The organism is Virgibacillus sp. FSP13, assembly GCF_054048505.1.
On sequence record NZ_JBSVKG010000028.1, the window covers coordinates 1 to 18,849 of the forward strand.

Below are 18,849 nucleotides of genomic sequence, written 5' to 3' on the forward strand. Positions count from 1 at the left end.
GACAAAATGGCCCGATTGCGAAATAATCAAATCAAGGTACTTCTGCTAACGTACCCGATAATTGAATAAGTGATTCTGTATCATTGAACGGAGATAATCTTTGAAAATCTTCTTCTATACATAACATGAACAAAATTTGTTAATCCAATGGAATGGGGAGGCCGTTGTATAATGAAAAGGTAATATCGTCCTTACATCAACCTTTAGCTGAATTAATTTGCATTTATGTCAAAAACATACTTGCAGAAAGATTAGCCCCACTAAAATCAGCATCCCGCAAATCGGCAGCAATTAAATATACTCCCCTGAAATCAGTTGCTCTCAAATCCTTGTCCTTTAATTTTTTACACATCCAATCAACTACTGCATGGTCAAAATCTTTAACCTTTTTAGCACCAGGTAACTTTGCAATAGTATTTTCTCTAATAGAAGCACTTGCTACTGTAAGCAATTCATTCAAAGAAAATCGGTACATCACCAGATCAAGAGAGAATAATTCATCAGCATCCAGTTTCGTTAAATTCTGCAGCCCCTTTAATTTCTCTACCAATTTATCAGACAAGGCAGTAGGAATATCGTACGACAAGGCTTCTGCTGCATAGGCAATCATTTCATGGATTTGTTCCATTACGGGAAACACTTGGAACATTTTTTTCCCAGTTTCAGGATTATCTCGCCAACTTTTACCATTAAAAATAAACTGCGAAACGACTTATCCAGCACCTAAACAGTCAAATACTGTACAGCCTTTGAAACCTTTTTCTCTTAACCGGCTATGAACTTGGCAACTATAATCAGATTGTAAATTCATGCAGGGAGTATCCATTATAACATGTTTTTCCCATCAAATTCTAAATTGCCTTACAACTAAAAATTAACATATCAAATAAAAGCAAACCAATTAACATGTCAATTAGTACATTGACAACAGCTATTGTCACTCTGTAAATTACAGATTTCAGTGTCAATTTAGGTTCAAATTACATATAATTAACAACAAAAAAAATAGAGTGCTAAAACTTTTTCGATTTAGCACTCCATTTGTAATGATATTTCTGTTTTTCTCCACAAAAGCTGAACTACTTATGTTTAAAGATGATCGCTCGCTATTTCCCATTTTTATTTCTTCCCATCGTTTAACCTTCTGGCCTCTTCAGGGCTGGACATTTTTGTTGTACCTTTATAGCGAAGACCCACATCTCGATCTGATTCAACAAGCCCACTTTTTCTTAACTTTTTCTCTTGCCGATCCCTACCCATTTTTTTAGCACCTCCCAATCTTAACATGAGTCTTCTGCAAAAGATTATGCATCATGTATTGTTGTATTGTGATTGCATAAGTTTTGCAGTAAATTGGGGGTGTTTTAAGTATTTGTTTCCTCACAAGTAACCCGTAGATAATAACCATATACGAAAATAGCCTAAATAGCCATACGTATTTTGAATTATAAATGTTATACTTGTTGTACTAATTAGATTAATCTTCAAGAACTTTTTTCCGAAAACTGGCCACTTCTTGAATTTGGCCATTTAATAGGGAGGGTGATTTAACCATTTCTCCGTTATTTATTGCATTGGTTGGGATAATTATTTCATTGGCAGTTGTAATTTGGGGTCTTTGATAAAAAAAGCAATGAAGGAAAAGGATAATTCAACAATAGGGCCAGTTAGTGAAAGTTTTGTAGTGACAAATCCATAATGATATTAAGAGGAGGGATAATGTGAAATTTTTACTTTTTATTGTAGTATCCTTTTTACTTGTGTATATGAATAGCAAACCTCATTTAACGGGTTTGTGTTTACGGCGGTCAATGAAGACAAATAAACAAAATTAACAGGTTTAACATAATACCTTATTAAAGCATCGGGCGCGATTGCAGCATAAAGCATTGCGCCCTTTATGCCATATAAGGGCCATTTATGGCATAAGGGAAAGATGGTGGTTCTTTGGATATTGTGAATATCGACGGTTTTCCCGATCCAAAATTACTAAATCAAATTTTAATGTTACACGAAATTATTTTTAAAGACTCTGATACGCTAGTTAGCAAAGCACAAAGCAAACCAAAAATATTATTTACAGTGGGATTAGAAAAAGATGTGGTTGTAGGATATAAGATTGGTTACGAACTTGAATCTGACAGCTTTTATAGTTGGCTTGGCGGTGTTGATGAAAACCATAGAAATAAAGGTGTTGCTTCCAAATTGATGAACCAGCAACATTTGTACTTACAGGAAAAAGGTTATAAAGTCATTCAAACCAAGACAAAAAACAAATGGCGTAATATGCTCATTTTGAATATAAAAAACGGTTTTGATGTAATTGGAACATATACAGACAGTAGTGGTGAACCGAAAATAATTCTTGAAAAAGATTTGTGAAAATATACTGCAAACGTAGCGCTTTAATGGCATAAGGATCAGCGGCCAACCTTGAAGAATCGGTCCAAATTGTGTAAGTGTGGGTTAATCGGAAAAAGAGGGATATTATGATAAGAGCATATAAAGATAAGGATATTGATACTTTGGTTGACATTTGGTACAAAGGTTCATTGCAGGCACACGATTTTATTGATTCTGGTTATTGGAAATCCCAAATTGAAGAGATGAAGGAAAAGTATATCCCAATGTCAGAAACGCATGTCATAACTAGTAAAACAAAGATTGTAGGATTTATTTCAATGGTAGACGACTATTTGGCAGCACTTTTTATTGATGTGGCATATCAAAATAATGGAGCTGGGAAAGAGTTATTGAACTTTGAAAAAAGACAAAGAAATATAATTCAGTTGAAAGTATATAAAGAAAATATTTCGGCAGTACGTTTTTATGAAAAGAATGGCTTTATTATAAAAAAAGAATTAACAGATGAGCAAACTAATAAGCAGGAGTATTTAATGGAGTGGACTAAAAACTAAATTTTGTTCATCAAACGGGCGCGCTAATCGAATAAGAAAGATTTTTTGATACGTGATGGTGTAAGTTTCATATAAATAATAAATTGCGTCTGAAGCTTGCTTAAAAATCGAATTGAAGGAACAAAGAAGTAAAAATGAATAAAATGTGTACAAACATTGATTTCGTTGTATAATTATAAGTGCATACACTAATAAAGACCGCCCATGTTGGATCATGGAGCGGTCGCAATAGACCGAACCCCATCAAGAGGGGCTAAGCAAGCTTAAGGCAAAAAAATCCCTCAGCGCCGGTGAAACGCATATGAGGGGTTATTTTTTGCGGTTATTATCAGAAACGATAAACGCGTGCTTTCATCCCGAGGGATATCATAAGCGTTAGCGCACTAACAATGTCCATTGGCTACCCCCCTCCCCGGGAATTCTCCCACCGAAGACGAGCGACAGTGCTGCCAAACCCCTCATGCGGAGCCAGTCTATTATAACATATTGCTTTCATTTATACTTTAATTACTAGGTTATTTTTGTTTTTCAAATTAGGTCAAAAGTTTAACAACAAATAGCATAAATCATTGTTCCGTAAAAGGGTGCGGTTATGGAGCAATACAAGAGAAAAATGATTAATAAACTGCTAGCTTGTGAGGTGTCCACCATAATTAGTTATTTGTTAATCCTAAACTATTTAGTGCCAATAATGTACTATCCGTATCCAAGTAAATATCCTTTCACTTTACTATTGATGACGATGCTTTTCAGTTCCCAGGAACCTCTGGCCATTTCATAACCTTCACCGCCCCATTCTTTTGATACCATTATTATAACACCCTTCTAAACTCTAATCATATTGTGAATCCTTCTGGAAATAGCACATTTCTGTTTATTAAGAAACACCCAGTATCATATTTACCCTATCAAGAAAGATCAACCGTCTGCTTAATCCTATCAATAACAGTAATAATACTTACATTTTCAGTATCTATGTACTCCTCAAAGCTGTTGTCTTGAAAGGCGTTTAAGCATTTATCAGTTTGCTGAAAACACCAATTACCTTCGTCCTCTCCCCGTTTCCTAAGTCTTTCGTAAATAGTGTCCCTACTTGCTGTTAAACAAAAGTGGTATGTTTGTTTATCGATGCGTTTAAATCCCTTTCTAATATAATGAAGGTAATCTGAATTGCGAATAGTCATTGGTACGATTAGGTTCTTTTTATATGTAGTAATTAAAAGATTTGCTACGTGAACAGTTAACTCCTTCCATAATTGTAAATCTTGAAAATCTCCTGTTTCTGCTTCAAGCTGTTTTATATTCCCTGGGATCACATTTCTTAACATGAAACCTACCTCTTCAGGGTCATATATCATACTATTTTTTATCTCTTTTAACAGTTCATTAGAAATTGTTGTTTTCCCTACGCCAAATGCTCCATTTATCATTACAATCATTTAGTTTTTACTCCATTTCAAATATTATTTTGAAAGTCCTTTTTGATCTATCTGCCCGCAGTTAAGTACAATCTACCGAGTCAATTATCTGTAATCGTGGAATACACATCCACGTCTTCCCCGCCCAATACAACTTTTTTCCCTAACTCCATCCCTAGTTTCTTTGCAACATTGTGAGAAGCTACATTACCAGGTTGAATCAGTGCAATAAATCTTTGTCTATCAAGTTGTTTATGTCCATATTCCAGCAGTGCTTTGCCCGCTTCTGTTGCATACCCTTTTCCCCAATGTTCACGCGTTATCCAATAGCCTATTTCTATTTCTTCCTCACCATCAATAGTTTGGGGAACTAAACCTGCATGTCCAATTAAAGTGTTATCTTCTTTATTGACTAAAAGCCTTAATCCCATATCTTCGCCAAATTCATATGTACGATATATCCAATTCAAAAAATCATTTCCACCGTTTTTATCCTTCGTCTTCCCATTTCCAATAAATCTTACTACTTCAGGATCTGATAACAAGGACATAAGAAATTCAAAATCATCATCATTGTATGGACGAAATAACAGTCTTTCTGAAATAATTGGCAATTACAACATCCCTTTCATCATTTACGACCGTTTCATCGCTTCCCGGAACCCGTGAAGGCAAAAACCACGCCAAGAATCACATAAATTCCACCAGAGACGTAGCGCAGCTTTCCACTAAAATTCCCCCGCCGATTCAACCAGTTTCCGGCCGTTCCAGCTAGTAAAGCATAAATACTATCGGTACAAACTCCAAGTATAACGAGCATAAGTCCGAAAAAGAGTGTTTGTTCCCATATGCCTCCTTGTGATGCATCAACAAACTGGGGGACAAATGCAACGAAGAATAGAGCAGTTTTCGGATTCAATACCGCAACAATGATCCCCTGGTTAAATATATGTAGAAGTCGTTTACGCTGAGGTACTATCTGGGCATGACTATCATTACTGAACAAGCGGCTTATCCCCAGATAAATTAGATAGGCGGCACCAAGATACTTCACAACGTTGAAAACCATATCAGTTGAAGCCAGAATTGCTGTCAATCCTGCTGCAGCAGCAACAGATAGTATGACGCTTCCCAGCGCATTTCCCAAGACAGATACAAGACCTGCCATACGCCCCTGGTCCATGCTACGTGCTATTATATAAAGAACAGACGGTCCAGGAATCACAAGTAGTACCAGCGCAGAAATCGTGAACATGCCAAAAGTTTATGTTTCTAACATAGGTGTCCTCCCTCCTTATGTAATTTAATGACTCATTTAATTTTAACATATACCATTCAATAAAATGGATTAATTCTGAAAATTATAGTTCACCTTTTTCAAATATACATATATCAAAAAAATGACTATCAATATACAATTTGATAGTCATTTCCACTAGGCCTCCCAATCTTACATTTAGTACAGCAAAATATATATAAGGACCCCACCGAAACCTGTGTAGGATTAAACATCCAGAAAAATGGCTTCACATCCAAAAAGAATATCGCAATTTCTTGCATAGTTATAGTCATAGTTCATTTTGAATTTTCAAGTTAGTTAGTGCAAAGAACCGACTTAAAACGCTTTTCGCTTATAAATGGTAGTGGTAATCCACCAAGATAGAGAATAGACTACCAAGGTAATAATTGTTGCTCCCGTATATAAAGCAGAGGTAGATGTATTAACAATAAAATCAGTTATTACTGTTAAATGTTCATTTATAAACCATAAAACAGGCCATGCCAGCCATGTTAAAAGAACAAAGCTAATAAGAACGACTGTTGTAATATATCCTGGTTTGAATACTTGGAATAATGGAAAAGTAAATGCTGCAAATATCAAGAATAATCCACTACCAATCGAAATATCGTTAAACGTAAAAGGTTTATGGAATAAAAATAATGCCAGACTTGTCACCACAATGGATAAAATCATATAAACGATAGCACCAAGATAGCGTGCTGCGATAATTTCCGTCCGTGTGTAAGGTAAGGAATTCAATAATATATTTGTCTCTACTTTTTCATCGTAACCATAAGTATTAAAGGGAATAAAAATACTGGCAACCAGAAAAGTCAAAACAGGAGGAACGCCCATAATAATAAAAACTAAAATAAAAGGAATAAAGATTAATAACTGCCTCTTCTGCAGGATGACATCACGTCTGATTAAATTAAACATGGTGTATGCCCCCTTTCAAGTAATACATGATATCTTCCAGAGATGCCCGTTCAATTATAACCGTGTCTTCAAAAATATTTTTCACTGCTTTAATATTATCCGTTAATGCCTCAAATCCTGTTGGTGCACGATGAATATGAACAAAGGCCTTTTCGGTGTCTCTATCCAGAAGATCCATTCTTCCTTTAACGAGCGCATAGTTTTCTGCTACGTCGTGGATGGACTGATTAAATACGATTTCCCCTCTCTGTATAAAAGCTATATAATCTGCGATGCGGTCTAAATCTGTTGTAATATGCGTAGAGAAGAAAATGGTACGATTACCATCAATCATTAATTCCTGTAAGAGATCCAACAACTCCCGTCTAAAAATCGGGTCTAAACCTGCTGTTGGTTCGTCCATAATGATCAGCTCTGCATAATGTGATAATGCAATCGCCAATGAAGCCTTCATTTGCATCCCTTTTGAAAAAGTTTTCATCGCCTTATTAAGCGGTAATTCGAATTGTTCAACATATTGATAAAATAGTGTATCATCCCAGTGTTTGTAAGCTGGTGCAACAATGCGTTTTATATCTTTTAAGTTCAGCCCTTCAAAAAATACATTGCCATCGTACACAAATCCAATACGCTCCTTGATCGCCTTCTCATGCGTCGTGTAATCCAAGCCGAAAAGCTTAACCTCACCGACATCCGGCTTTAATAAATTCATCATCATTTTTATCGTTGTCGATTTACCAGCACCATTTGCTCCAATAAATCCCGTTACAAATCCCTGCTTCACTTGTAAATCAATATTTTTAACGGAAAAATCTTTGAATTTCTTCGTTACATTTTTTAATTCAACCACATTTTCCAATTATTTCACTCCTCATATAAAATCTTCAATAATTGCTGTAGCTCATCAATTGACAGCCCAATTTCTTTGCTGTTCGTTATGACCGCACTCAGCTGCTCCTCAATGACCTTCAGCTTCTTCTCTCTTATGACCTCTAAATTTTGCTCTGCAACAAAAGAGCCTTTCCCAACAATGGAATAGATAAAGCCCGCCTTCTCCAATTCCTCATAAGCCCGTTTTGTCGTAATAACGCTAATTTGTAAATCCTTTGCGAGTTTTCGCATGGAAGGTATAGGCGCACCCTCCTGTAATTCACCTGCTAAAATAGACGATTTAATTTGATTTGTAATTTGTTCATAAATCGGCTCCTTTGAACTATTGGAAATAATTATTTGCATGTCAATCCCTCTTCTTTATTTTTTTGAAAACATATTTGAAATAATATCCTGTACTGCTTGAATCAATATAACAATAACATGAATTGTTAGGAGCAAATTAAAAAATGGAAAAGAATAAGGGGTAATCCATTCCGTAAAGAGCTTCGAGTCCAAAATCCATCTTCCTATCCTGGCAAATAAATTATCACTATCGTTTATGTTCGGCTCCAGAAGAGTGCCATCAACATTAAAAAAGATCAATTGAACCAATAAAAATATACCAATAGTGATCATCCAGCGTTTTGTCAGATTAATGTTTTGTGTTTTTTCTGCACCTGTCATTTGAACATTTCTCCTCTCACGCTTCAACATTTTGAGTATGTACTAAATTCAAACCTTCGATAGAGCTTAAGTGTAGAGGTTGTTGCCTTTCTTAATTGTCATTGAAAAACCGATTTATCTCCTCAACATTTTTGTATAATGTATATATACTATATTAACATTATATACACATGTAAAACAGTCGTGCAACCATTTTTATTCAAAAAGAAAGAAAATTTTTTAAAAAGACAAACTTACCACAATAAAACAGAAGCCTGAATCAACACGTTTACAATAAGATTTGACCCCATTTTTATACATATAAACAAACAGAAAAAGCATGTTTTGATAAAAAATTATCAAAACATGCTCTTATTAGAAGTAAAAAATCATTATAAGCTTATTTTTTTTAAGTCATTTATACAATAATCAATATGTTATAATAATAACAATAATATAAGACTTCTCAAGGGTGGTCAGCTCACTCCCAACAGAAAGGGGCTGGAGTCTTCGAAACTATTGAATACCTTAAACAATGAACTGTGTAAACCAAGCAATATATTTTGCACCTGGTATAAAAAATAATTGTGCCAACAATGTTCCTAATAGTCTTGATGTAACCATCATCAAGGAAATGTTTTTTAGTGTTTGATAACTTCCTCTTTGGTTAACAACGTCATCAGCAACCACAGAGACTTTTGGATCAACAAAAATAACTAACAGTATTGTCGCCATACCATTTATTAAACCTGAGGCCATAATAGCTGTTGATGCACGATCAGGTGTTAGTAAAGCTGCATATAATGCAGATAACACACCAATTGTATATATTGCCGTTATTATCATATTTACCAAAAACAATCTTATTGGAATATCTTTAATTTTAGTATCTTTCAAGTAAGAAAATTTAGGTAAATTAAAATGCGTAATACCACGTTTTATGTACTGCAAGGAAAATAGTCTTTTAAATAAAGATGGAACAGAACCCTTTTCTTCAGATAAATGAATGATTGCCCTTGAAAATAGAGCGATAAAAGTAGGCAGTAAAAGTATCCCAAAAATTGTTCCAACTGTTGAGGCACCTATGAGAAAGCGAAATTGTGTCGCTACAAACTCTAGTGCATTATTACTTGGTGCAGTGTCAATTAAACTTCCTGTAAAAGGTTGCTGCATCATATTCGCCAATCTTGAAACCATCACCATTATATTAAAAAGAGATAAAGCTGAGGCGATCATCTTTACCCTCGCGCCCGATAACCTAACAGCATAGGCAAGTGTTTCAATAGAATGAATGATAAAAATAAATAAAGCTATGTATATTAGTTTCTCAGTAACAACCTCCAACATAACACCTTCTTTTTGTTTCCGTTCTTTAACCTTTGCCCCCGTTACTACAAAAAGTAAGTTTCTTTAATGCCTATCAATAATTATTAAATCATCGGAAGGGGTTAGAAATTTCTTCTCCCCTATTGTAAAATCAACACCCTGACGTTCGACTTCAACATACTGAACAACCTTTTCATCGTTCATAAAAACTAACAGGTATATATCGTCTCTCAAGTAGATATTACTTGGGTCATTAAAATTAACACCTAATTGTTCTTCTATTCCATCTTGGGTACTATAAGGTGTAAATAGGAATGCCTTATCCCAATCAAAAGATGTTAATGATTTAAGACTTATTTCACTAATACTTTTATCTTCTACAATTGAATAAATTGACTTGCCTAAATCTGTATTGTGTTGAACATTAATACATCCTGCTAATAATAGTAAGAGAAGGATGAGAACAGCAACTACTTTCTTGATAATAGATCACCCCTTCCACCGAAGTTAAAAGAACATCTACTTCAATTCTTCTGCCAGTTAGTTCTAACCTAATTCCGAAAAATAGCCCTTATCTTCAGTATTGGTGCATTGGTGCTAATCCTTATTCGTGATTAGCCCCCGATTGCTTAACTTCCAATATTTAGCTTTTTGATTACCTTTATAATTTCTTCATCATCACCCGGATCAATGTAAATTTGCTCTGTATTTTTAATGATATCCTCCGTGTATTTTTCCATGGATACATCTATCTGTTTATAATTAGGCCAATGCGAGGGAACATTGTATAAATTAATCGTGCCATCTCCATTTCCGCTATAAGTGACGGTTCCAGCTGCCATAATTTTGCCTCCTAATGCAATAACATCTTCTGGATAATCAACACTGTCATCATCATAAGGATTAACCTGTTCTCCAGCTGAAATATGTCGAACGTTTAATTCTTCAATATCTTTATTTCCCACAATTTGTAACCAAACACGGGCGTATTCAATTTCATTAGAAGAGTATTCAGACAGTACACTATCTTCCTTGACTTTAGATTGATCATTTGAATTTTTGTTTTCTTTTTCTTTTGAAGATGTTCCCTTAGAATCATCAGTCACAGCTTCTTCTAATTCTGGTACGGATTTCGATTTATCTTCTTTTTGATGGAGAGAGTTGCTTGCTCCTTCACTGTCCTGCTCCTCTACAATTTGACTCTCTTCTGAGTTATCACTGCAAGCCATAAGGAGTAAAGCAGTTATAAATAGAATCGTTATTGGTCGTTTGCAACGCATTTTCTCTCCCCCCTACAATATGTGATAGACTTATAGTTTTTTACATACAGAAACATATTCAGACAAAATCTGCACAGAAAGTAAAAATATAGACAAATTAAAAAGCACCTTCCACCTTCTTAGTGGACTATGTTTTTCCGCTTTCCAAAACCTATTCCTTCTTTTAACGATTTAGACCCCAGGCTAATTACGCATTACAGGTGGACACAATCAAAACTAAGCAAGCTTGTAATCCCTAATTTTCTAAGAAGTCGTTTAAAGCTGAACGATTCTTATCCAAGTCTAGTTCAAGTACTGCACTATTATAACCGCCTATCATGACCCTAGCATTTCTATATCCATCCTCTACAGGTATTCTAAAAGATTGAATACTATTGTCATCAGATATAAAGCTAGTGGCCACAGATAGTATGAGTTTCTTGTCTACATTGGTGTCAATATATGGCTGAATGGTTCCAACCATTTTTGGCACTTGTGTAATTCCAGAAAAACTAACTACATTATCTGCAAGGGTTTTTAAAACCTCCTGTTGCCTGTTAACTCTACCAAAATCCCCTTGAGCATCTTTTCTAAATCGTACATATCCTAGCAATTCTTTTCCATTTAGCGTTTGTACACCTGGGGATAGGGTTACTCCAATTTCTTTTGACATTTGTTTTTCAACATCTATTTCTATACCATCCGGAAAAGCCCTATCAATCATTTTAGTAAAACCTTTGAAATCGATTAACGCATAATATTGAATATCTACATCAAAGTTTTCCTTTATCGTTTGACGTAGTAATTCCGGGCCCCCGAAAGCTTCTGCTGCATTGATTTTATTCATTCCGTGATCTGGAATGTTAACATAGGAATCTCGCATAATAGATACTAATTTTGGTGTTTTGGTATCCTGATTATATTGGGCAAGCAAAATTGCATCTGATCGTGAGTGTTTTTCTCCCCTTGAGTCCACACCAATCAGTAATACATTGACATTGCCAAATTTGTCTTTCACACCATGGAATTCTGTTTCAGATTCGTTATCATCACCAACCTCAGCTAAAGATGCCTTTAATGCAGACTTATACTGCCAGTAAGCATAGCCAAAGGTTCCAATGACAAGGGTGAAGATCGTAATAAGTACTAGAAGAAGTACCCTTTTTCTTCGGAGTTTCCTTCTCTTTACTACTCGTTTAGTTTCCATAATTATTCTGTCCTTCTTTATTTTGGTTTGGTCAGCAGGTAGATAGTCAGATTTTCTATATATCTGCCATTTCTTTATACGCAAGGCTTATTTTTCTTTCAAACCATAATGCCTTTTTGTACATCTTTTTATCGGAATAGTCTGTTTTTTTATAATCCAAAAGCAATCAATCACCATATATTATTTTTTCATTTATAGCTCTTCACGTATATATACCGGGGATATATTCAATAAGTCCTCTTTGTCGACCGTTCTCTTGAATTAACCGTAAACCATCTTGAACCTTATATTTAGATTAATATTTTGGTATTTCAATACTAACATAATATTAGCAATAAAATAGGCGCAATTTAATATCGCCATGTTTAACCCTTGCCCCGTTACATAAACAAGTATTACTTCATTTTCAACAATCTGGAACTGACATACAAGACAGGCGCTGACTCTAATTTTATTCTTGTACCCGATTACAGAAGATCTTTCCAAGGCCTTATTAAAGTAAAAGCATCAATTGTTTAAAAAAAATGAAGCCTATTATTCTTGTATTTCTTCATCACTTTTGTATTCTAAAACATCTCCTGGTTGGCATTCTAATGATTTGCAAATTGCTTCTAAAGTTGATAATCGGATTGCTTTTGCCTTTTCATTTTTCAAAATAGAAAGGTTAGCCATAGTGATTCCGACTCTTTCGGATAGTTCTGTTACACTCATTTTTCTTTTCGCTAACATCACATCAATATTGATTATAATTGGCACTGCCTACACCTCAGACTGTGAAATCATTTTCCAGTTTTATATCTAAAGCATTTTTTAATAATCTCTGAAGAACCGCAGTGAAGACAGCAATAACAACAGAAGTAAAAATAATTGTAAATCCGATTATTGCTATTCCTGGGTGTAAAGCTTTTTGTGACATAAGAAAAATAATCCCTATCACATATAAGAAACTGATCGTAACTGCACAGTATTTTATATACTTTAAAAATTTTACAGACAATCCAGAAAAAGCATTGTTATTATCAATGTAGTTCAAAAGTTTTAAAGCCAGGTATAGAGCAATGAAAAACGGTATCGTTGTTACATACAATCCAACTAAAACGGGATATTGCAAATAAGCAAACTCCGGAAACATTTTTGTCGTATCATTTGCTAACCAAGGTAACCAAAATATACATAATGCAAGCACCGTGATCCCAATAAGAAAAACTGCTGACTTTAAAAAGAAAGTTCTTCCCCGTTCCATAAAGAAGCACCTCACTATTTATTGTTATTATAATCCTAATACAAAGTTTATCGTTTTACAATAAATAGTTATTAATTTTGGATATAATATTATCGTTATTACGAAATATCCTTTCTTTTTTGATGAAATAAAAGACATCTCTGCTTAGAGAGAGATACTTCAAAAATATATAGTGGATCTTAAACACCCTGCTACAATATTCCAGAATTGTAATATATATACCAACAAAATCACAAATACAGAAGCTCCAATGTTCACATAGCCCCCAAAATCTTTTCGGTCTTTTTTATATTAAATCCCAAAACAAAAGAATGGATACCTAATAAAAACAACATATAGGGTAGTAAATCAAAGTTTTGAGTTATTAAAGCAATGCCTCCTAATGTGACAACAAATACCGACAAAATAATACTTAATACTTTTAGCAAATTTCCCTCCCCTTGCAAAATCCTTGCTCAACGCTTAAACATGTTACCTAAAGAAAATATCTATCACTTTGATTTTCCTTGATTTTTTATATCTTCTAATAAACTAATGATATGGTCATTTTGTTCAATTAGCTTCTGATTTTGTCCTCTTAATTTTGTGAAATCAAATAAGAATACGATTAGAATAATAAAAATAAAAATAATAAACACAATGTCACCCCATTTTCTAAGCCACTAACAGAACTATTTCATATTAACACTTGCACTCAATACTACATTTAAGATAAGCACCTGCTTGTTTATGATGTTAAATTAAAAATAACTTTCTAGTATTTTTATCCAACCAAATATTGCGAGTATGAGCATTACAATCCAAAAAAGACCTGCACGCAAAATCCTTGGAATAGAAAACCAATAAGATACAATTTTTAATGAGGTGCTATTGCTATCATCGTTATTATTCTTATCTTTAATTTTAATACCTCCTATCTTATGTAACCGCTCTTTAATGGAACAAGGTACAATTCCTATTGAAGAAAAGATCCTATAGTTCATGTACATTTTTTCACAATACTTAAACACTGATCAATTTTTAAGGATTCTTTTTATCTCTTAAATTATTTAGGTCTGGGATACGTTTATATATATTTGATAGCTTATTTATAACCTCCAACTTCACCTTATCCCCGCCACCTCCAATCATAGCAGTAGCAACAAATCCATAAATTATTTTTAACAATGATTTAGCATCCTCTTCTGTAAGATTATTAACAGCATCTAAAGTATTATCAAACCCATTGGTATCAGTGGTTTCTGTCATCATAACCTCTCCTATTGCTCTAGTTTTACTAACCTTTCCCATTAATTTATTTTACCATAAGTATTCAGAATACCTTTTAAAATCAGGTAAATCGATTGAAGACTTTTTACCGAATATGCACCAAAAATAATAGAAAATGTCAGGATACATTTTATTGGGCAAAATTAAAACACGTTTCATGTATCATCCTTTCCCATCTGGCGGTTCTCCCTATTATCTATTTGAGAAATGAATGTCTGCCTACAGATAGATGGGTTTAGATATTGACTTCACAATGATGGAGGACTATCAGGAATTATGTTGGCAAGAATTAGATAGATAAGCAAACTAGCAGGTAGAAAAATAAATAATAGTCTTACTACGAACGAAGATATACCGAAAAACTCAGCTATGCCTCCACAAACTCCAGATAATGACCTATCTGTTGACGATTTTCTTAATTTGTTATTCAATGCAACCCCTCCTCGCTTACACTCCTACTGCTTAGCCTTAACGCATCATGAACTTTTCTTCTTACTAAGCACCTTTATTATAAATACGAACAAAATGATGCTAATTAGAAGACCAGCAACGAATCCCCATGAAAAATAATCAAAAATGAAGTATCCCATCAACATACTAACAACATATCCTGCAGAAAATGCTACTATATACTTTTTTAAGTTCAAGACAATCGCCCCGCTAACTTTATAACTTTTATCTTTCTTTTTCTGACAAGACCCTATCCAACTTTTCTTCTATTCTCAATAATCGTTTATTTCTTTTCTTAAACTTAGCGAACAATAAAATAACCCCTGCAACTATAGCAGCAACAAATAACAATAAAAATATTTGAAAGATGATATCTCCTACAACCACGTCACCTACCACAGAAAACAAAAACACTGTTGATTCATCCTCTCACAAAAATTGGAGTGTTTCTTCCCGCTCGATATGTATATGTACAAATTTACCCCCAGAACTTCATTTCATTTTTTCTAAAATTAAATAATCCTTCGTTTTAAATATAGGTATTTCATGATCATGAGCAAAATCCATTAAATCTTCATAAGCTTTCTGTGATTCAAGAATAGTTAGTCTAATATTACATCCTTTGTCGACTTTGATAATTGCACCTTTTTCATTCCAGCCAACACGCACAAATTTTAGTTGCACGATTTGGTTAGGGTAAACATGTTTCTTAAAAAGGCTCATCTGAAAAAATTGCATATGATATACGAAATGGTCCTTGTTAAGTTCAAGTTTAAATCGAATTGACCCTAATCCAACAGCCATTAGTAAAACCACTAAAATTAAGGAAAAAGACATCCCAAAATAATCTTTTAACATATTCCATAATAGAACCAAAAAGAGAATACTAAAAAATGATAGTTTTTTTGGGTTTATACCATAGACCATGCTTGCCCCCCTATAATACCAATTACATCCAATGCTCTTTCTTGTAAATTTTTACTTTCCCAACAGTTTCATAAATTTGTTTATAGTTTGGGGATGATATGAAATAATTTCACCTTCAAATACGACAGTAAATACTCTATACTATCAAAATTCTGTATATTCATTCTAAAGTCTTTTTAGAACATCCTATATGCAAGTAAAAAAACGAAATTAAATAGCTAAAAAAGATATTACGTTAATGTCTTTCTCAGCTATCTATTTTGTCTAAAATGCTTAAAGTATTCAATATAGCAGGTTGTTCTATCTTCTGAAAATGAATAGTAAACGATATACTTATCAACAATCACTTTATAGCTACCTTCCCACTCTGGTTGATCTGCCTCGAGACTAATTCCCATAATGGAAATTTTTTCTCATATTCTGATTGCTAACGTTTTTTTATATTCCATTGTCTCCTCAGAAGCAAAATGTTGGCTACGGATACTGCTAAACCCTTCTAAAGCCTGTTTAGTCCATTTTACTTCCATTATAATTCACCTTGTTCAATCATTTCTAAGATCTCTTCTGTAGAGTATACCCTGTTGTCTAATATATCTGTTTTTGCATGTCGTAATTTTTGTTCCAATTCGGGATCTGTTTGAACATCGTCTTTGACTGTAGTCATGGGTTCCTCCATGAAAGTAAGATGATATCTTTTACCATCTATTTCAAAAACAGACTCTTCATCATGAATAATATCTTTTATAATTTCGGCTGCGTAACCTTCTAACCTTTTCAAGCAATCACCCTCCATTTCGGTTATTACTTTACTTTCATTATACAGCATTTACAGTAACCACCAAAGAATTTTTATGAACTTCTGCAATGCGTTCAGCAAACAAATAACAAGCATTCATTTTACCCTAGAAACGCACCCGTTGTTGTATTAGCAAAATAACAAAACAACCCTAAAGTTTGTTAAGATCATCGTCTTGTTCAGGTTGTCCTTTTAATTCTTCCTTTGAGATATCACGCCATCCGTGTGCTTTAAGTCTCTCTATATAGGTTTCTATCCTGATTTCTTCCCTTTCTAACACTAGTGGTTGCAAGGAAACAAAGCATTCATTTGAAGCATAATTGATCGTGATTCTTACAACCTCATATCCATTATGAAAACCTGGATGAAAGCCTGGATCATCAAGGATGTCCCCTTTAGCAGGACGAACATTAGATTCAAATGTTTTCATCATTAGTTCGGAGATATTGTTTTCTTTTTGCTCCTTTACAGATGATACAAAAAGCATTAAATTTATTTTCATTATAGACTCCTTTTAGTTCATTCTTTTCCATCTAGCTCTTTTATATCCGGAATGCTTTTATAAAAGTTAGACACCTTATCCACGCATTCTTTTATCATTTCATCCCCACCATTACCCGTTACAGCAGTTTCAACAAACCCATAAATTATTTTTAGCATTGCTTTGGCATCGGTTTCATCTAACTGTTCAATTCTTTCTTTTACTTTATCATCTATCAAGATAAACGTCCCCTAACTATTGAATATTAACTTTCACTAATCTGCACTATAGTGAAATAAGCTGTAATTTCTAATTAGCTCCCGTTAATTTATATGGAAAGTTAAGTAAGAAGCGACGATGTTTAATCATTATTTGAATGTTCATCAACGTGTCGACATTTTGCAATATGAATAATTCTTTGTATGACAAAATCAACTTCCTCATTATCTTTAATCACGAATAAATGGTCTGCTTCTCCTTCAACTGGATCAGTCACATCTTCTTTTAGAGAATCGGCCTGTTGCCGCGCAAGCACTTCCGCAAAATTAGAAGCCCCTCTAAATATATTTGTACTACGCCTGCTTTGAGTAATTCGATCCTGTAGAACATGATCTGGACTATCAAAATGCACAAGGATGCGAATAAATTTATTTTTATGAAACAACTGTTCAAGCAGATACAAGCGACCCTTTCGACTTCGATTTGAGTTACAAATAATAAGGTGGAATTTTGTCTGTTCTATAGCATAATTGACAATAAGCTGAGAGATGGAGTGCTTAAGAGTATTGGGTCCTTGTTTAGGTTGTAGGGAATTATAATAAGTATTTATAAATTCAGCGTGGTTATCTTGGTCCATTACAATAGAGTTGTTCAACTCATGTTCTAAAGCCCTGGCAAATGTAGTTTTCCCGCTATGTGTTTTACCAACTGTAATAATCGCTAACCTTTTCATGACTGCCACTCCTTTCCTACAGGAGAACTTAATTCTGAAACATATGTATTCATTAGCCAGTAAAGATTTATTTTTGATCATTTTTTCATTAAATCCTGCTAATAACCAGCTTGCTTTTTCACAGATAATAAGTATGATACAAGCAAAAGAGCTATGCCAATAATCAATAATCCAAAGTTCACCTCTACACTACGTCTCCTAAATGCAATTTTAGTGTTCCTGATACCTATTATACAAATTAACCACATTAATCCCGTCTATCGTATAAGAAAGAAATTGCACTTGTTTCGCAATCGCATCCAATAACTAAAACATTCTTTTACGTGTAGTCGTCAGACCGCAACTTTTCAAAATTGTTTTTTCAGTTTTGATTTTGAAATCCAATATAGCGCCGTACCAAAAAATATTCCTGCAATACCCCATATCAATATATTCTGCCAACTTACATCTATTTCACCAGTAGATAAATAAGGAAATAAATACTGCATCATAATCAACATGAAAAGGCCCCACAGAATACCAGCTAAAGCCGATGATTTTCTTAACCGTTTCTTTTTATCCTCATATTCTTCTATAGAAGCACAATCTGTGTCATCCAGATGTTTTTTTCGTAATCTTACAAGGATGAAGATTGCGTAAACCATGTTAATGAGGAAAAGTGATGGTGTTACAAATGATAGTTTATTATGAATTGTATCAGTTACAAGACTTATGAGCATCAATAACATGGTCAAGCACCATAACAGCATTCCTGAAAAGGCTAATTCTTTATAGATTTCTTGTTGTTGGTATTCATCTCTTTCGTCTAATGCACCAATAAAACGATTGAGTAATTTACTTTTCACT

At 34.0% G+C, this 18,849-nt stretch carries 26 protein-coding genes; 2 read left to right on the plus strand and 24 right to left on the minus strand.

Annotated elements, in window-relative coordinates; all coding sequences use genetic code 11:
• Nucleotides 1–223 precede the first annotated feature (223 nt).
• Both ACW2QC_RS17475 and ACW2QC_RS17480 read right to left on the minus strand, forming a co-directional pair.
• Entirely contained in the window at nt 224–628 is a 405-nt protein-coding gene (locus ACW2QC_RS17475) for a pentapeptide repeat-containing protein (protein WP_457545224.1), read from the minus strand.
• A gap of 491 nt (nt 629–1,119) precedes the next feature.
• A complete protein-coding gene (locus ACW2QC_RS17480) occupies nt 1,120–1,260 on the minus strand; it encodes a YpzI family protein (protein WP_457545225.1) in 141 nt (46 codons plus the stop codon).
• A 696-nt stretch (nt 1,261–1,956) separates the two neighbouring features.
• Here ACW2QC_RS17480 and ACW2QC_RS17485 point away from each other — a divergent pair.
• Together ACW2QC_RS17485 and ACW2QC_RS17490 are read left to right on the plus strand one after the other, a co-directional pair.
• On the plus strand, nt 1,957–2,382 hold the full coding sequence (locus ACW2QC_RS17485) for a GNAT family N-acetyltransferase (RefSeq protein ID WP_457545267.1): 426 nt from the start codon (nt 1,957–1,959) through the stop codon (nt 2,380–2,382).
• A 107-nt stretch (nt 2,383–2,489) separates the two neighbouring features.
• Nucleotides 2,490–2,918, plus strand: a complete 429-nt coding sequence (locus tag ACW2QC_RS17490) for a GNAT family N-acetyltransferase (RefSeq protein ID WP_457545226.1) — start codon at nt 2,490–2,492, stop codon at nt 2,916–2,918.
• 908 nt (nt 2,919–3,826) lie between these two features.
• Here the strand turns inward: ACW2QC_RS17490 and ACW2QC_RS17495 are convergent.
• The 22 genes from ACW2QC_RS17495 to ACW2QC_RS17600 all read right to left on the minus strand — a co-directional run bounded on the left by ACW2QC_RS17495 (nt 3,827) and on the right by ACW2QC_RS17600 (nt 18,848).
• Nucleotides 3,827–4,357, minus strand: a complete 531-nt coding sequence (locus ACW2QC_RS17495) for an AAA family ATPase (RefSeq protein ID WP_457545227.1) — start codon at nt 4,355–4,357, stop codon at nt 3,827–3,829.
• 80 nt (nt 4,358–4,437) lie between these two features.
• Nucleotides 4,438–4,950 (minus strand): GNAT family N-acetyltransferase, encoded by a 513-nt coding sequence (locus tag ACW2QC_RS17500; protein ID WP_457545228.1) that lies wholly within the window; start codon nt 4,948–4,950, stop codon nt 4,438–4,440.
• Nucleotides 4,951–4,982: 32 nt separating this feature from the next.
• Nucleotides 4,983–5,591 (minus strand): LysE family translocator, encoded by a 609-nt coding sequence (locus ACW2QC_RS17505; RefSeq protein ID WP_457545229.1) that lies wholly within the window; start codon nt 5,589–5,591, stop codon nt 4,983–4,985.
• A gap of 360 nt (nt 5,592–5,951) precedes the next feature.
• Nucleotides 5,952–6,557: an ABC-2 transporter permease gene (locus ACW2QC_RS17510; RefSeq protein ID WP_457545230.1), complete on the minus strand. Its 606-nt coding sequence runs from the start codon at nt 6,555–6,557 to the stop codon at nt 5,952–5,954.
• Entirely contained in the window at nt 6,550–7,416 is an 867-nt protein-coding gene (locus tag ACW2QC_RS17515) for an ABC transporter ATP-binding protein (RefSeq protein ID WP_457545231.1), read from the minus strand. The genes ACW2QC_RS17510 and ACW2QC_RS17515 overlap by 8 nt, the downstream gene beginning before the upstream one ends.
• A gap of 5 nt (nt 7,417–7,421) precedes the next feature.
• A complete protein-coding gene (locus ACW2QC_RS17520) occupies nt 7,422–7,793 on the minus strand; it encodes a GntR family transcriptional regulator (RefSeq protein WP_457545232.1) in 372 nt (123 codons plus the stop codon).
• 15 nt (nt 7,794–7,808) lie between these two features.
• Nucleotides 7,809–8,114, minus strand: a complete 306-nt coding sequence (locus ACW2QC_RS17525; RefSeq protein ID WP_457545233.1) for a YfzA family protein — start codon at nt 8,112–8,114, stop codon at nt 7,809–7,811.
• 507 nt (nt 8,115–8,621) lie between these two features.
• The gene (locus ACW2QC_RS17530; protein WP_457545268.1) at nt 8,622–9,437 is read right to left on the minus strand and encodes a lipid II flippase Amj family protein; all 816 of its coding nucleotides are present in this window, start codon (nt 9,435–9,437) and stop codon (nt 8,622–8,624) included.
• 611 nt (nt 9,438–10,048) lie between these two features.
• Nucleotides 10,049–10,699: a hypothetical protein gene (locus tag ACW2QC_RS17535; RefSeq protein WP_457545234.1), complete on the minus strand. Its 651-nt coding sequence runs from the start codon at nt 10,697–10,699 to the stop codon at nt 10,049–10,051.
• A gap of 235 nt (nt 10,700–10,934) precedes the next feature.
• Nucleotides 10,935–11,885: an LCP family protein gene (locus ACW2QC_RS17540; RefSeq protein WP_457545235.1), complete on the minus strand. Its 951-nt coding sequence runs from the start codon at nt 11,883–11,885 to the stop codon at nt 10,935–10,937.
• A 534-nt stretch (nt 11,886–12,419) separates the two neighbouring features.
• Entirely contained in the window at nt 12,420–12,641 is a 222-nt protein-coding gene (locus ACW2QC_RS17545) for a helix-turn-helix domain-containing protein (RefSeq protein WP_457545236.1), read from the minus strand.
• A gap of 10 nt (nt 12,642–12,651) precedes the next feature.
• Nucleotides 12,652–13,128 (minus strand): DUF2975 domain-containing protein, encoded by a 477-nt coding sequence (locus ACW2QC_RS17550; RefSeq protein ID WP_457545237.1) that lies wholly within the window; start codon nt 13,126–13,128, stop codon nt 12,652–12,654.
• Nucleotides 13,129–13,382: 254 nt separating this feature from the next.
• The gene (locus tag ACW2QC_RS17555; RefSeq protein ID WP_457545238.1) at nt 13,383–13,556 is read right to left on the minus strand and encodes a hypothetical protein; all 174 of its coding nucleotides are present in this window, start codon (nt 13,554–13,556) and stop codon (nt 13,383–13,385) included.
• A 592-nt stretch (nt 13,557–14,148) separates the two neighbouring features.
• Nucleotides 14,149–14,379 carry a hypothetical protein gene (locus ACW2QC_RS17560; RefSeq protein WP_457545239.1) on the minus strand — a complete coding sequence of 77 codons (231 nt, stop codon included), beginning with the start codon at nt 14,377–14,379 and terminating at the stop codon, nt 14,149–14,151.
• 266 nt (nt 14,380–14,645) lie between these two features.
• Nucleotides 14,646–14,828 carry a PspC domain-containing protein gene (locus ACW2QC_RS17565; protein ID WP_457545240.1) on the minus strand — a complete coding sequence of 61 codons (183 nt, stop codon included), beginning with the start codon at nt 14,826–14,828 and terminating at the stop codon, nt 14,646–14,648.
• 244 nt (nt 14,829–15,072) lie between these two features.
• On the minus strand, nt 15,073–15,261 hold the full coding sequence (locus ACW2QC_RS17570; RefSeq protein WP_457545241.1) for a hypothetical protein: 189 nt from the start codon (nt 15,259–15,261) through the stop codon (nt 15,073–15,075).
• 78 nt (nt 15,262–15,339) lie between these two features.
• On the minus strand, nt 15,340–15,774 hold the full coding sequence (locus ACW2QC_RS17575; RefSeq protein ID WP_457545242.1) for a hypothetical protein: 435 nt from the start codon (nt 15,772–15,774) through the stop codon (nt 15,340–15,342).
• Nucleotides 15,775–16,300: 526 nt separating this feature from the next.
• The gene (locus ACW2QC_RS17580; RefSeq protein WP_457545243.1) at nt 16,301–16,552 is read right to left on the minus strand and encodes a hypothetical protein; all 252 of its coding nucleotides are present in this window, start codon (nt 16,550–16,552) and stop codon (nt 16,301–16,303) included.
• 169 nt (nt 16,553–16,721) lie between these two features.
• Nucleotides 16,722–17,072: a hypothetical protein gene (locus ACW2QC_RS17585; protein WP_457545244.1), complete on the minus strand. Its 351-nt coding sequence runs from the start codon at nt 17,070–17,072 to the stop codon at nt 16,722–16,724.
• A gap of 17 nt (nt 17,073–17,089) precedes the next feature.
• Complete coding sequence (locus ACW2QC_RS17590; protein WP_457545245.1) at nt 17,090–17,290, minus strand: hypothetical protein; 201 nt, start codon at nt 17,288–17,290, stop codon at nt 17,090–17,092.
• Nucleotides 17,291–17,412: 122 nt separating this feature from the next.
• On the minus strand, nt 17,413–18,003 hold the full coding sequence (locus ACW2QC_RS17595; RefSeq protein ID WP_457545246.1) for an AAA family ATPase: 591 nt from the start codon (nt 18,001–18,003) through the stop codon (nt 17,413–17,415).
• Between the two features lie 347 nt (nt 18,004–18,350).
• Nucleotides 18,351–18,848: a DUF3278 domain-containing protein gene (locus ACW2QC_RS17600; RefSeq protein ID WP_457545247.1), complete on the minus strand. Its 498-nt coding sequence runs from the start codon at nt 18,846–18,848 to the stop codon at nt 18,351–18,353.
• Nucleotide 18,849: the final 1 nt, after the last annotated feature.

Coding starts and splice junctions, on each gene's coding strand:
- ACW2QC_RS17475 (WP_457545224.1), bottom strand. CDS start 628: ATGGAACAAATCCATGAAATGATTGCCTATGCAGCAGAAGCCTTGTCG.
- ACW2QC_RS17480 (WP_457545225.1), bottom strand. CDS start 1,260: ATGGGTAGGGATCGGCAAGAGAAAAAGTTAAGAAAAAGTGGGCTTGTT.
- ACW2QC_RS17490 (WP_457545226.1), top strand. CDS start 2,490: ATGATAAGAGCATATAAAGATAAGGATATTGATACTTTGGTTGACATT.
- ACW2QC_RS17495 (WP_457545227.1), bottom strand. CDS start 4,357: ATGATTGTAATGATAAATGGAGCATTTGGCGTAGGGAAAACAACAATT.
- ACW2QC_RS17505 (WP_457545229.1), bottom strand. CDS start 5,591: ATGTTCACGATTTCTGCGCTGGTACTACTTGTGATTCCTGGACCGTCT.
- ACW2QC_RS17510 (WP_457545230.1), bottom strand. CDS start 6,557: ATGTTTAATTTAATCAGACGTGATGTCATCCTGCAGAAGAGGCAGTTA.
- ACW2QC_RS17520 (WP_457545232.1), bottom strand. CDS start 7,793: ATGCAAATAATTATTTCCAATAGTTCAAAGGAGCCGATTTATGAACAA.
- ACW2QC_RS17525 (WP_457545233.1), bottom strand. CDS start 8,114: ATGACAGGTGCAGAAAAAACACAAAACATTAATCTGACAAAACGCTGG.
- ACW2QC_RS17535 (WP_457545234.1), bottom strand. CDS start 10,699: ATGCGTTGCAAACGACCAATAACGATTCTATTTATAACTGCTTTACTC.
- ACW2QC_RS17540 (WP_457545235.1), bottom strand. CDS start 11,885: ATGGAAACTAAACGAGTAGTAAAGAGAAGGAAACTCCGAAGAAAAAGG.
- ACW2QC_RS17550 (WP_457545237.1), bottom strand. CDS start 13,128: ATGGAACGGGGAAGAACTTTCTTTTTAAAGTCAGCAGTTTTTCTTATT.
- ACW2QC_RS17560 (WP_457545239.1), bottom strand. CDS start 14,379: ATGATGACAGAAACCACTGATACCAATGGGTTTGATAATACTTTAGAT.
- ACW2QC_RS17575 (WP_457545242.1), bottom strand. CDS start 15,774: ATGGTCTATGGTATAAACCCAAAAAAACTATCATTTTTTAGTATTCTC.
- ACW2QC_RS17585 (WP_457545244.1), bottom strand. CDS start 17,072: ATGAAAATAAATTTAATGCTTTTTGTATCATCTGTAAAGGAGCAAAAA.
- ACW2QC_RS17595 (WP_457545246.1), bottom strand. CDS start 18,003: ATGAAAAGGTTAGCGATTATTACAGTTGGTAAAACACATAGCGGGAAA.